Source organism: Rhizobium leguminosarum (assembly GCF_004123835.1).
Classification (GTDB): Bacteria; Pseudomonadota; Alphaproteobacteria; order Rhizobiales; family Rhizobiaceae; genus Rhizobium; species Rhizobium leguminosarum_M.
This window is the reverse complement of record NZ_MZMU01000015.1, coordinates 212,080-225,051: the sequence shown is the minus strand read 5'-3', so window position 1 is coordinate 225,051 and position 12,972 is coordinate 212,080. Positions and strand designations below refer to the sequence as shown.

The following is a 12,972-nucleotide window of genomic DNA, read 5'->3' as shown; positions in this document are numbered from 1 at the left end:
GGACTAGCCCTTCTGTCCCCGGGTCGGCGAGGACAAGGCGCGGTCGCTGTCGGCGGCGATGAAATCGAGGATGTGGACCACCTGCTCGCAATCGGCATATTCTTCGCGGATGGCGGCGGCGTTTTCACGGACGGAGCCTGTTCCTTCGAAGATCGACTTGTAGGCGCGACGCACCCTGTGAATGACGGCGCGGTCGACGCCGGCGCGCGTCATGCCGACGACGTTGAGGCCGCTCAGCAGCCCGGGATTGCCGTTCAGCATGCCGTAGGGAATGACGTCGTAACTCACTGCCGAGAGCCCGCCGACGAAGGCCTGACGGCCGACGCGGGTGAACTGGTGAACGGCCGAGCCGCCGCCCAGGATGACGCGATCTTCGATGACGACATGGCCGGCGAGCATGACGTTGTTCGACATGATCACGTGGTTGCCGACCCGGCAGTCATGCGCGACATGGGAATTGGCAAGGAAAAGGTTGTTGTCGCCGACGATCGTCTGACCGCCGAAATCGGCCGTGCCGGTGTTCATCGTCACGCCTTCGCGGATCGTGCAGTTGGCGCCGACCGTCAACGTCGTCTCCTCGCCGCCGTGGTGCACGCTCTGCGGATCGCCGCCGACGACGGCCATCGGGAAGATGCGCGTGCCCTTGCCGATCATTGTGCGGCCGGTGACGACCGCATGCGCTAGGAGCTCGACATTCGCATGCAGGACGACATGCGAGCCGACATAGCAGAACGGACCGACTTTGACGCCCTCACCGATGGTCGCCCCGTCTTCGACGACGGCCATCGGATGAATATGGGCGCTTTCGGCGATATTGCTCATGCCTGATCCTTACGAACGATCATCGCGCCGATATCGGCCTCGGCGACAAGCGCGCCGTCGACTTTGGCGTCACAATGGAACTTCCAGATATTGCCGCGCTGCTTATGCTTCTTCACGTGGAACTCGACACGGTCGCCGGGCACGACGGGCTTGCGGAAGCGCGCATTCTCAATGGTCATGAAGTAGACGAGATTTCCCGGCTGGCCTTCCTTCTTGGCACAGATCGCGCCCGCCGTCTGAGCCATGCCCTCGATCAGCAGGACCCCCGGCATGATCGGAGATTCCGGAAAATGGCCGGTGAAATGCGGCTCGTTCACCGTGACGTTCTTGATGCCGATCGCCGAGTTGTCACCATCGATCTCGATGATCTTATCGACCATCAGAAACGGGTAACGATGCGGCAGCAGCTTCATGATCTCAATGATGTCAGCCGAAGAAAGCGTTGTCGTGGCTTCCTCAGTCATTTTGCTTGCCTCCAGGTTTCCGCCCGTGCGATCTGGTCTTCGACACCAGTTGCGCAGCATCTCTCAAATAGTCTTTTAGCGGACGCGCAGGTATACCGCCATATTGTCCGCCGGCGGCAAGATCGGTCATGATACCGCTTTTGGCAGCGATCTGCACGCCGTCGCCGATCGTCACATGCCCCTTGATGCCGACCTGGCCGCCGATCTGCACGCCATTGCCGATCTTCGTGCTGCCGGCGATGCCGACCTGCGCGACGATGGCGCAATGGCGGCCGATCTGAACGTTGTGGCCGATCTGTACCTGGTTGTCGATCTTGGTGCCTTCGCCGATCACCGTATCGTCCATGGCACCACGATCGATCGTGGTGTTGGCGCCGATCTCGACATTATCCTGGATGATCACCCGGCCGATCTGGACGATCTTGATCATGCCGCGCGGGCCTGGTGCATAACCGAAACCGTCCTGGCCGATGCGGGCGCCGTTGTGGATGATGACGCCGTTGCCGAGCAGCGCGCAGAGAATGCTCGCGCCGGCGGCAATCGAACAATCCCGGCCAATCTTGACATTCGGACCGATGATGCTGTGGGCGCCGACGCGCGTCCCTTCGCCGATCTCGGCATGCGCCCCGATGACGGCCATCGGCTCGACGATCACACCCTTTTCAAGCCTGGCGCTCGGATCGATCACCGCGCTCGGCGCGATCTTGCTTTCACCGGAAAAGACGACCGGACGCAATGCCGCGGGATAAAACAGGCCGCCCGCCATCGCAAAAGCCGCATGCGGATTGGACGACAGGATGACCGGGATGTGTGGGGGTACGAGATCGGCGAGCGCCTTGTCGCAGATCACTGCCGAGGCTTCGCATGTCACCAGCTCATCGCGGCTGCGGCGCGACAGGATATAACAGACATCGCCCGCCCGGGCCCGGCTGATGGGGGCAACGGACCTGACGACAACATCGGCATAGTCGGAATTAGCAAGCTCCGCCCCAAGAAACTCTGCCAGCTCAGCGAGCTTCAGACCTTCATGGGGCAGAAAAAATACGTTTTGCTCCATCGGCAATGCTCCAGAACGGAATTGAGTCTTACAGTTCCGGACTGCCGATATCAGAATTGGTTGTTGATGCCAAACTTGAAGTTCTGCGTCTTGTCAAAGTCTTCCTTGAGGACCGGGATCGCGTAATCCAGACGCAATGCACCGAAGGGAGACTGCCAGACGACGCCGACACCGACGGAAGCGCGCAGCGAAGCGCTGGTGCCGTCGGCCTGGTCGGACCCAAGAAGCTCGACGTCATTGCCGAACAGCGTGCCGGCATCGGCAAAGACTGCGCCACGCAGGTTGAAGTCGCGCGGGAATCCCGGCATCGGGAAGGTCGCTTCCGCAGACGCCGTGAAATAGGTCGTGCCACCGAGCGGGTCATCGTTATCCCCGCGGATGCGCGGGCCGATACCTTTGTTCTCGAAGCCGCGAATATCACCGTTGTTCAGCGTGAACTGGTCGAAGACGTTCAGATGGTCACCCAAGGGGACGACATAACCAGCCGAAGCGGAGAGCGAGCCGATGATATCGGCATCGTCGGCGAGCAAGTGGTAATAACGGGCCTTGCCGTAGATCTTGTAGAACTGCGAGTCGCCGCCGAGGCCGGCCAGTTCGTGCGTCGCCGTCGCATAGATGCCTTCACGCGGCAAGACGGTGTCGTCAAGCGTGTTGTAGGTCAGCGTCTGCGAGACGGAAGAGCGTGTCCACGGGCTCTCGTCGACCAGATTGGCGTAGGTCGCCGAAAGATCGTCGGTATCGCCGTCATACTTCATCTGCTTGTAGTTATAGCGGAAGGTCGTCGCCAGATCTTCGGTGATCGGCGCGGTGACACGCAGGACGACGCTGGTTTCCTCGTAGTCGTAGTCGTCATTGCTCGACGTTTCGCTGCGGTTGACGTCGAAGCCCGCCGCCAGACGGTAGCCGAGGAAATAGGGTTCGGTGAAGCTGACGCCGTAGGCGCGCGAGCCTTCCTGGCCGCCACCGGCCGAGATGCGGATGTACTGACCACGGCCGAGGAAGTTCTTTTCCTCGATCGAGGCTTCGAGCAGCAGGCCGTCGCCGCCGGCGGCGTAACCCGCGCCGACACCGAACGAACCGGTCGACTGATCCTGCACGTCGACGATTACCACGACGCGGTCCGGCGAACTGCCCGGAGCGGTGGAGATATTGACCGAGGAGAAGTAACCGAGCGCTTCGAGGCGCCGCTTGGCCTTGGTGATCATCTGCTGGTTGAAGGCATCACCTTCGCTCATGTCGAATTCGCGGCGGATGACGTAGTCGCGCGTGCGGCTGTTGCCGCGGATCTCGATGCGCTCGACATAGGCGCGCTCGCCCTGGTCGACCAGATATTCGACACCGATCGTGTTGTTGTTGAGGTCGCGGTTACCGCGCGGCGTGACGCGCGCAAAAGGATAACCGGCAGACGCCACCTGATCGGAGATCGCCTCGATCGACTTCTGCACTTCCTTGGCGTTGTAGACCTGGCCTTCGCGGGTGCGCACCAGCGGCTGCAGCTGCTCTGAGCCGACGCCTTCGACGGTCGACTGGACGGTCACCGGTCCGAAGTCGTAGCGCTGGCCTTCCTCGATGTTGAAGGTGAGCGTGTATTTGTTGGTCGCGTCGTCGAAGGTGGCATCGGAAGAGACGATGCGCATGTCGGCGTAGCCGCGATTGTAATAGAACTGGCGCAGCGCTTCTTCGTCTGCGTGGAGCTTGTCTTCGTTGTAGACGTCCTTGCGGGTCAGGAACGACAGGAAGTTCGAACGCTTGGTGTTGATGACGGCAGCCAGGCGGCCGGCGCTGTAGGCATTGTTGCCGACGAAGTTGATCGAATCGATCTTGGTGCGGTCACCCTCGTTGATGACGAAGGCAAGGTTGACGCGGCCTTCGCCGAGCGGCACGACCTGAGTCGTGACTTCGACTTCGCTGCGGCCGGTTGCAGCATAAGCTTCCTTGATCGACTGGATGTCGGCCTGGATCTGGGTGTCGCTGTAGGGGCCTGCGGCGTGGGTCTGGACGATCGTTGCGAGCTTGTCGTCCTTGATCTTGCGGTTGCCGTTGAAGACGACCTGGTTGACCAGCTGGGCTTCCTGAACGTTGACGACCAGCGTGCTGCCCGAGACCGAGATCTTGACGTCGGAGAAGTAACCCGTCCCGTAGAGCTGCTTGACCGAGGCGTCGATATCGCTGTTCGAAAAACTCTTTCCGGGAGCGATGGTGAGGTTCGACCGGACGGCTTCCGCGCCGACACGGCTTGCGCCGCGCACATCGATGCGCTGGATGACCGCGGCCTCAGCGGCCGTAGCGGAAACGAACGTCACAGCACCTGCGCCCGAAGCAACAACACCAGCAGACAGCGCAACCGCCGATACTGCGTTCAAAAACTTTGAACCAGCCTTCATTTCACCTATTACCTTTGTTTCCCTCGTCCCCGGCCCCAGGAAACCCCGATTCCGGTCACGTGTGTCGTTTTACCCGCTTTTGACATACAAGCAAGGCAGGTCGTTAATTTCTGTTTACTTCATTTGCAAGCGTGACCCATTCGCCACTACAGCCTTGAAACATCGTAAATAAATAGTAATTAGCCTCGCCTTGCTCGTTTACCCTCTCAACGAGCCAATGTCGTTCCAGGTCGTGAAAACCATCAAGGTCAGTATCATCGCCAGGCCAATGCGAAATGCAATTTCCTGGGCCGAAGAGCCCAGCGGTTTCCCCCTCACCGCTTCCACCGCATAGAACATCAGGTGGCCGCCATCAAGTACCGGAACCGGCATCAGGTTAAGCAATCCTATCGAAACAGAAAGCACCGCCGCAAGCTGCAACACCGCGCCTATCCCAAGCGACGCCATCTGGCCCGAAGCTTGCGCCACGCGGATCGGCCCGCCCAATTGATCGGCGCGCATCGTTCCGCTGAAGATGTTGCCGATATATTTGAAGGTGCCGGTGACAATGTCGCGGGTCTCGATCACAGCCTCGCGCAGCGACTGCAGCGGCGTATAGGTCTTCAGGCGGAAGTTGCCGACCTCCCGGCTGGTGACGATGCCGATCTGGCCGAGTTCGACCTTGTTGCCGAACTGGTCGGTCTGGTCTACGCGTTGCGGCACCATCGGCACATCGAGCTTCTGGCCGGCGCGCTCGATCGTCACGACGATCTTCTGGCTCGGGCGGATGCCGACATAGCGGCGCACATCGTCGAAGGTCTCGACCTTGCCGCCGTCGATGGCGACCAGCAGATCGCCTGGAAGGATGCCGGCGGCAGCGGCAGCGCCGTCGGGCTTGACCTCGGAAACAACGGGATCGGCGATCGTGCGGCCATAGACCGAGAAAAGAATGGTGAAGATGGCGATCGCCAGCAGAAAATTGGCGATCGGGCCAGCCGCAACGGTTGCGGCGCGTTTCCACAGCTTGGCGCCGGCAAAGGAGCGCGCCCTGTCCTCCTCGGACATGGCGGCGATCTCGTCGGTGTCGGGCTTGCTCGAGGCATCCTCGTCGCCGAAGAACCGGACGTAACCGCCAAGCGGGATCACCGAAATCTTCCAGCGCGTTCCGTGGCGGTCGGTGAAGCCGAATATCTCCGGACCGAAGCCGACGGAAAAGGCAAGGATGCGAATGCCGCTCCAGCGCCCGACCAGGTAATGGCCCATCTCATGCACGAAGACGAGCAGTGACAGCACGAGGATGAAGGTAACGATGTTCCCCATCAGAAATGCATATATGCCGCTCATCGTTTCCATGAGTACCTTCCGTCAGACTGCCGCGTTGTCAGAATCCGAACAATGCCGCGCCGAGCGACGTCATTCCGGCCCCCTTTATCAGGGAAAAAAGCCCAGCAAGCAAGAACGCCGAAAAACAGGCGAAAATCAGTCCGTCGACACGGTCCATGACGCCGCCATGGCCCGGAATGAGACGGCTCGAATCCTTGACGCCGAATTTACGCTTGATGAACGATTCGAAAAGATCGCCCGATTGGCTGCAAACCGAGAGAACGAGTGCCACGAAGGCGGCGATGATTTCAGCGCCGGGAATGAGAAAATGGACGAGAACGACGCCGGCTACGACCGCCGAAACGGCACCACCGATTGCACCCGACCAGGTCTTTCCGGGCGAGATCGAAGGGGCAAGCTTCGGCCCGCCAAGCGCCCTGCCGACGAAATAAGCAAGGATATCGGTTGCCCAGACGACGGCAAAGACGAAGAGCATGGCGTATAGGCCAGGCCGGTCATCGCTTCTGATCGCGGCAAGGGCCAAGCCGGTGGCGCCGGCATAAAACAGGCCCGCCGGAAACCAGCGGCTCGTGCCCTGCAGGATGATCAGAGCGATGCCGACGGCGGTGACGCCCGCCAGCATGCCGGCGGCGAATTCGAAATTGCCGACAAGCACGAGGAAGGCAATCGCCGCCTCGCCGATCCAGCCGACGGCATTGGCGACCCAATCCCGGGCGATGCCGGTGATCTTCGACCATTCATAATAGATCAGCAGGCCGATCACGACCGCCAGGATACGGAAGGCAAGGCCGCCATACCAGGTAGCGGCAAGAACGATGGCCGCAAGAATCAGTCCTGAAACGATGCGGAGCTTCAGTTCCTGCTGCATCAGGTGCCGACCGCGGCCGCCTGCGACGACAGGCCGCCGAAGCGCCGGTCACGAGAGGCGAATGTCTCGAGCGCCGAGCGGAAGAGCTCGGGGCTGAAATCCGGCCAATATTCCGGAAGGAAGATGAATTCCGAATAGGCGGCCTGCCAGAGAAGGAAATTGGAAAGCCGCTCTTCGCCACTGGTGCGGATAATGAGATCCGGATCGGGAATGCCGGCCGTATCGAGACGGGCGTTGATCAGCGCCGGTGTAATATCCTGTGCTCTCAGGCGGCCGGCCTCGACGTCGCGGGCGAGACTGACGACGGCGCGGGCGATCTCGTCGCGCGAACCATAGTTGAAGGCGATGACGAGCGTCAGTGACGTGTTGTCCTTGGTCGTTTCCTCCGCCTCCAGCAACAGGCCGAGAATGTCGCTGCGCAGGCTGTGGCGGTCGCCGATCACTTTGATCCGCACGTTCTGGCGATGGAGCTCGGCGAGGTCGCGCCGGATGAAAGCCTTGAGTAGGCCGAGCAGATCGGAGACCTCGGCTTCGGGCCGGCGCCAGTTCTCCGAGGAGAAGGCAAAGAGGGTCAGATATTTTATGCCGGCCGCACCGGCGGCGCGCACGGTGTCACGGACCGCCTCGACGCCCTTGCGATGGCCCATCGTGCGCGGCAGGCCACGCTGCTTGGCCCAACGGCCATTGCCGTCCATGATGATGGCAACATGCTCTGGCACAGTCACAAATATAGATTCCGACATTTCCCGTCCGGTCTTTCCAGGCAAAGGCACAGATCCACTAGACCTGCATGATTTCCTTTTCCTTCTCGCCAAGCAAGCGGTCGACTTCGGAAATCGTCTCGTCCGTCATCTTCTGGACACGTTCCGACTGCGCCCGGCTCTCGTCCTGGCCGATTACCCCATCCTTTTCGGCTTTCTTGAGGCCGTCCATGCCGTCGCGGCGGACATGGCGAATCGCCACCTTGCTCTTTTCGGCATAGTCATGAGCCACCTTGACGAGCGACTTGCGGCGCTCCTCGTTCAGCTCCGGCAACGGAATGCGCAGGTTCTGGCCGTCGATGATCGGGTTGAGGCCGAGATTGGATTCGCGAATGCCGCGTTCGACGGCAGCAACCATCGACTTGTCCCAGACAGACACCGACAGCATGCGGGGCTCGGGCACGGTGATATTGGCGACCTGGTTCAGCGGCATGCGCGAACCATAGGCCTCGATCGTCACCGGATCGAGAATATTGGCCGAGGCGCGGCCGGTACGCAGCGATGCGATGTCGCTCTTGAATGCGGAAATCGCGCCGTCCATGCGGCGCTTCAGTTCCTTGATGTCGATACCTTCACTCATGTCGATGCTCCCGTCTGGCGAAGGCTGCGCCGAATCCGCGGCGCAGCTTATATCAATTGTCGGAGACGATGGTCTTGAGGCCACCGCCCGTCAAGATTTCAGCAAAACCACCCTTCTCGTGGATCGAGAAGACGATGATCGGAATGGAATTTTCCCTGGCGAGCGCCACGGCTGCAACGTCCATCACTGCGAGGCCCCTGTCCAGCACTTCCTGGTGCGTCAGGCGGTCGAGGCGGGTCGCATCGGGATATTTCTTCGGGTCGGCGGTGTAGATGCCGTCGACCTGCGTGCCCTTGAAGATCGCTTCCGCACCCATTTCGGCGGCGCGGAGTGCTGCGGCGGAATCGGTGGTAAAGAAGGGGTTGCCGGTGCCGCCGGCAAAGATCACCACGCGTCCCATCGACAGATGATAAAGGGTTGCGCGCTGCGAAAAACTCTCGCAGATCTCGGGCATGGAGATGGCCGAAAGCACCACCGTATCGATGTTCAGTTTGCGCAGCGAGGTCGCCAGCGCCAGCGCATTGATGATGGTGCCGAGCATGCCCATATGGTCGCCGGTGACCCGGTCGCCGCCCTTGGACGCTACCGCGACACCGCGGAAGATATTGCCGCCACCGACGACGACGCCGACTTCCACGCCCATATGCCGTGCCTCGGCGATGTCGGATGCAATGCGGTCCGCCACCGTCACATCGATCCCGAAACCCTGGCCACCCATGAGCGCTTCGCCGGAAGCCTTGAGTAGAACACGTTTATAGACAGGCTCTAAAGACATCTTGGCTCCTCGTAAATTGCCGTGAATGCCCGATACACGAAGGGCACCGCGTTGTCACGCGATGCCCTTCGTGTTTTCCCAATTATGGCTGGAAGATCAACCCTTGACGGCAGCAGCGACTTCGGCCGCGAAATCGGTTTCTTCCTTCTCAACGCCTTCGCCGAGCAGCAGACGGGCCATGCCGGCAACCTCGATCGGCGCGCCGACGGCCTTTTCAGCTTCCTTGATGGCGGCGGCGACCGTCAGATCCGGATTGATGACGAAAGCCTGCGAGAGAAGGGCGACTTCCTCGAAGAACTTGCGCATGCGGCCGTCGACCATCTTTTCGATGATATTGTCTGGCTTTCCGGAAGCGCGCGACTGCTCGATGAAGACGTTGCGCTCGCGCTCGGCGACGGCGGCATCGACTTCTTCCGGGCGGATCGCCAGCGGCGCGGTGGCGGCGATGTGCATGGCGACCTGGCGGCCGATGGCGTTCAGGGCTTCCTTGTCGCCGGTTGACTTCAGCGCGACGAGAACGCCGAGCTTGCCGAGGCCGTCGGAAACAGCATTGTGGATATAGGTGGCGACGACGCCGTCCTCGACCGAGAGAGCGGTCGAACGACGCAGGTTCATGTTCTCGCCGATCGTTGCGATCGCATCCTTGATCGTGTCGGACACGGACTTGCCGGATGCCGGGTAGGTCGCAGCGGCAACGGCGTCAACGCTGCCGTCGGTCGAGACGGCGACCTTGGCGATGCCGCGGACGAGTTCCTGGAAGGCATCGTTACGGGCGACGAAGTCGGTTTCGGAATTGACTTCGACGACGACGGCCTTGGTGCCCTGGCTCGAAACGCCGATGAGGCCTTCGGCAGCGGTGCGGCCGGACTTCTTGTCGGCCTTGGCGATGCCCTTGGCGCGCAGCCAGTCGATCGCCGCTTCCATGTCGCCAGCAGTTTCAGCAAGAGCCTTCTTGCAGTCCATCATGCCTGCGCCGGTCTTTTCGCGCAGTTCCTTCACCATTGCAGCCGTAATCTCGCTCATTAGCTTCCTCTTGTCGGTTCATACGGTGGGCCGCAAAGCGCGGCTCGGCACCGGATTGAGGCACGAAATGTACCTGTATGTATGACAGCGTGATGAAGACGCGCCATAACGAAACTTATCGGGCAAGAGCCTGACGCCCTCCCCTTGAAACAGGCAAGGCCGCCGAACTTCGATGAGTCGCGAGCGGCCTTTCCCAGTCTCTGCAAGCTTTGGCGGACCTTTCGATCCGCCCGCTTTCATCAGCCTTCGGCTGCTTCCTCGAGAGCCGGTTCGACCGGAACTTCGATGGATGCGCCGAGATCGCGGCCGGAAGAGCCCTGCTGACGCGCAATGCCGTCGATGGCGGCGCGGGAAATCAGCTCGCAGTAAAGAGCGATCGCGCGCGATGCGTCGTCGTTACCCGGGATCGGATAGTCGATCAGGTCCGGATCGCAGTTCGAATCGATGATGGCGACAACCGGGATGCCGAGGCGCTTGGCTTCGTCGATCGCGATCTTTTCCTTGTTGGTGTCGATGATGAACATCAGGTCGGGCGTGCCGCCCATATCGCGGATACCGCCAAGAGCCTTGTCCAGCTTTTCGCGTTCGCGCTCGAGGTTCAGGCGTTCCTTCTTGGTGAAGCCCTGGGCTTCGCCGTTCAGGATCTCGTCGAGCTTGCGCAGGCGCTGGATCGAGTTGGAGATCGTCTTCCAGTTCGTCATCATGCCGCCGAGCCAGCGCGAGTTGACGTAGTACTGGGCCGAGCGCTTGGCGCTGTCGGCAATGATCTCAGACGCCTGGCGCTTGGTGCCGACGAAGAGAACACGGCCGCCGCGGGCAACGGTGTCGCTGACGACCTGAAGTGCGCGCGACAGCATCGGAACGGTCTGGGCCAGATCGATGATGTGAATGTTGTTGCGATCGCCGAAGATATACGGCTTCATCTTCGGGTTCCAGCGATGCGTCTGGTGGCCGAAGTGGACGCCTGCCTCAAGAAGCTGGCGCATAGAAAAATCAGGCAATGCCATGCCTTGTTACTCCTTTTCCGGTTGAACCTCCGCAAGGCGAACAGCACCCTCTTCGAGGATGCCACCGGGCGGAACAGCCCGGATTTCTCCCGGACGATCCCATGCCTTACGTGTGGAATGCCGGTGCCCATACATTCGATTTGGCGCAAAAGCAAGGCTTATGCCGAAAAAACCTGGCGGCTCAGCTTGCCAGCGTCGGCAGCAGCGACAGCATGACGTCTGCGTCGGGCATCGGCAGGATGGCATCGACCTCGGCCGGCAGCAGGGTGCCGATCGCGGTGTCGGCGTTGCCGGTGGCGGTCCCCAGCGGACCGCGGAAGCCGTGCCTCGTCCAGGCAAGCTCCTGGAGCTTCGGGCTCACCAGCGCTTCGATCAGCCGGTTGGCATTCTCGTCGACGACGATCAGCGGATGCGCCGAATAGACGGTCGGGCGCGGATAGAGCACCACCGGCTTTGCGCCGGCACTCGCCTTGATGCGATCCCAGCGTGCTGGATCGGCGAGGATCCATTCGACCAGTTGGTTCTCATAGCCGACGATCATCGGCTCGCCGCCGAGGCCGCCTGCGAGATACTGGTCGAAAAGTTTGCCTGAGGACGGCGACTTGAAACCCATGTTGCGGAAGATCGCCAGCACCTTGCCGCCAAACGTAGCGAGATCGGCGGATGTCGCAACATTGCCGCTGAAAAGGCTGAGCACCAGGCCTGCGAACATGAAGCCGGAATTGGAGCGGTTTGGATCGGTCGAGACGATGCGGGCGCGCCCATAGAGCGAATTGACGCCGAGCTTCGACCAGTCGGATCCTGCCAGGATCGCATCAAGCAGCGCTTTGAGGTCGAGCTGATGATGGCCTTCGTTCGTCACCGTCACCAATCCCGCTTTCATCAGTCCGTCGACGACGGGCTGCCAGGAATAGACGACGATCGGCGTGTTCAGCACGACGCGGTCGTTGCGGATAGAAATGCCGTTCTGCCTGGCGATATCGACCATGATCGAGGAGGACGGCCAGAGGAATTGCGGATACTGCGACAGCAGCGCCTGTTCGCGGACCATCTCGACAGAGCCGGCGACACGGCTGCCCACCGTCAATCCGTATCCGCCGAGCGCCCTGATGACCTCGGGGTCGGCCAGGAAGGCCTCCTTCTCGCCGCCGACGAAGCCGAACAGCGTCGTGCGGCTGCCGAGCAGGCCCTGCAATTCCGGCCGATCCCGGACGGCGAAATAACCGCCGGTGCCGACGACGCCGGCTCCGAGCAGTCCCACTCCAAAGGCGCGACGAGAAAGGGCCATCAGCGTCCGATATCCTCTTTGAGCGATGCCTGGATGAGGCGCAGATCGGTGTCGAGCGTGCCGAGTTCCTCATCGACCAGGCTGTCGGCATAATGGACGAAGGCCTCTTCGAGCTTGACCAGCACGCCGCGGACCTCCTCCAGCTGCTTGGGGTCCGGAACGCGCTTGGCCTCGATGACGGCAAAACCTTCCGCCACCTCGGCGGCACGCGGCAGATAGTAGGAGAGGAACCGCCGCACGGCATTGGCGCTTTCGGGCTTGGCCTCGACCTTGCGAAAGACATCGGCGGCGATTTCGGCGAGATGCCGGACTGCGGCTGCCATCTGACGATCGCTTATCGTGTCGGCGGCGGTCTCCAGCCTTTGCGCAAAGGGAACGGCGGCCTCCAGCAGGTCGCGGGCAAAGGCGAGGCGCCCGCTGCCGATGCTTTTGATATCGAGGCCTTCGAACAGCCGGCGCGGCGCGAGCAGAATGACGAGGCCGGCAAAGACCAGAAGGGCGATGATGGCGGCGATCCAGAAGGGCATGCCGGCGGCAAAGCTCAAGAGCGGTACGGTGATTGCCGCCGCCAGTCCCGCCACGATCCAGTTGCCGTCATTGCCGAGCCAGTTGCGCATGCC

Annotated in this window: 13 protein-coding genes; all 13 read right to left on the bottom strand. The window is 61.3% G+C overall.

Annotated features, from left to right (window positions below; translation table 11 throughout):
* Positions 1–3 precede the first annotated feature (3 nt).
* The 13 genes from lpxA to B5P46_RS23275 all read right to left on the bottom strand — a co-directional run bounded on the left by lpxA (position 4) and on the right by B5P46_RS23275 (position 12,969).
* Complete coding sequence (lpxA, locus tag B5P46_RS23335; RefSeq protein WP_129420788.1) at positions 4–822, bottom strand: acyl-ACP--UDP-N-acetylglucosamine O-acyltransferase; 819 nt, start codon at positions 820–822, stop codon at positions 4–6.
* Positions 819–1,286 carry a 3-hydroxyacyl-ACP dehydratase FabZ gene (fabZ, locus tag B5P46_RS23330; protein ID WP_038688684.1) on the bottom strand — a complete coding sequence of 156 codons (468 nt, stop codon included), beginning with the start codon at positions 1,284–1,286 and terminating at the stop codon, positions 819–821. The genes lpxA and fabZ overlap by 4 nt, the downstream gene beginning before the upstream one ends.
* Positions 1,279–2,343: a UDP-3-O-(3-hydroxymyristoyl)glucosamine N-acyltransferase gene (lpxD, locus tag B5P46_RS23325; protein WP_129420787.1), complete on the bottom strand. Its 1,065-nt coding sequence runs from the start codon at positions 2,341–2,343 to the stop codon at positions 1,279–1,281. The genes fabZ and lpxD overlap by 8 nt, the downstream gene beginning before the upstream one ends.
* A gap of 50 nt (positions 2,344–2,393) precedes the next feature.
* Complete coding sequence (gene bamA, locus B5P46_RS23320; RefSeq protein WP_129420786.1) at positions 2,394–4,727, bottom strand: outer membrane protein assembly factor BamA; 2,334 nt, start codon at positions 4,725–4,727, stop codon at positions 2,394–2,396.
* 198 nt (positions 4,728–4,925) lie between these two features.
* Entirely contained in the window at positions 4,926–6,059 is a 1,134-nt protein-coding gene (gene rseP / locus B5P46_RS23315; RefSeq protein ID WP_129420785.1) for an RIP metalloprotease RseP, read from the bottom strand.
* 28 nt (positions 6,060–6,087) lie between these two features.
* On the bottom strand, positions 6,088–6,918 hold the full coding sequence (locus B5P46_RS23310) for a phosphatidate cytidylyltransferase (RefSeq protein ID WP_129420784.1): 831 nt from the start codon (positions 6,916–6,918) through the stop codon (positions 6,088–6,090).
* Complete coding sequence (locus B5P46_RS23305) at positions 6,918–7,661, bottom strand: isoprenyl transferase (protein WP_129420783.1); 744 nt, start codon at positions 7,659–7,661, stop codon at positions 6,918–6,920. The genes B5P46_RS23310 and B5P46_RS23305 overlap by 1 nt, the downstream gene beginning before the upstream one ends.
* 37 nt (positions 7,662–7,698) lie before the next feature.
* Entirely contained in the window at positions 7,699–8,259 is a 561-nt protein-coding gene (gene frr / locus B5P46_RS23300) for a ribosome recycling factor (RefSeq protein ID WP_129420782.1), read from the bottom strand.
* A gap of 52 nt (positions 8,260–8,311) precedes the next feature.
* Positions 8,312–9,034 (bottom strand): UMP kinase, encoded by a 723-nt coding sequence (gene pyrH / locus B5P46_RS23295; RefSeq protein ID WP_003539289.1) that lies wholly within the window; start codon positions 9,032–9,034, stop codon positions 8,312–8,314.
* 96 nt (positions 9,035–9,130) lie between these two features.
* Entirely contained in the window at positions 9,131–10,057 is a 927-nt protein-coding gene (gene tsf, locus B5P46_RS23290) for a translation elongation factor Ts (protein WP_129420781.1), read from the bottom strand.
* Positions 10,058–10,296: 239 nt separating this feature from the next.
* Positions 10,297–11,064, bottom strand: a complete 768-nt coding sequence (gene rpsB / locus B5P46_RS23285; protein ID WP_064654227.1) for a 30S ribosomal protein S2 — start codon at positions 11,062–11,064, stop codon at positions 10,297–10,299.
* 181 nt (positions 11,065–11,245) lie between these two features.
* Positions 11,246–12,352 (bottom strand): hypothetical protein, encoded by a 1,107-nt coding sequence (locus tag B5P46_RS23280; protein WP_129420780.1) that lies wholly within the window; start codon positions 12,350–12,352, stop codon positions 11,246–11,248.
* The gene (locus B5P46_RS23275) at positions 12,352–12,969 is read right to left on the bottom strand and encodes a 5-bromo-4-chloroindolyl phosphate hydrolysis family protein (protein WP_129420779.1); all 618 of its coding nucleotides are present in this window, start codon (positions 12,967–12,969) and stop codon (positions 12,352–12,354) included. The genes B5P46_RS23280 and B5P46_RS23275 overlap by 1 nt, the downstream gene beginning before the upstream one ends.
* Between the last annotated feature and the right edge of the window lie 3 nt (positions 12,970–12,972).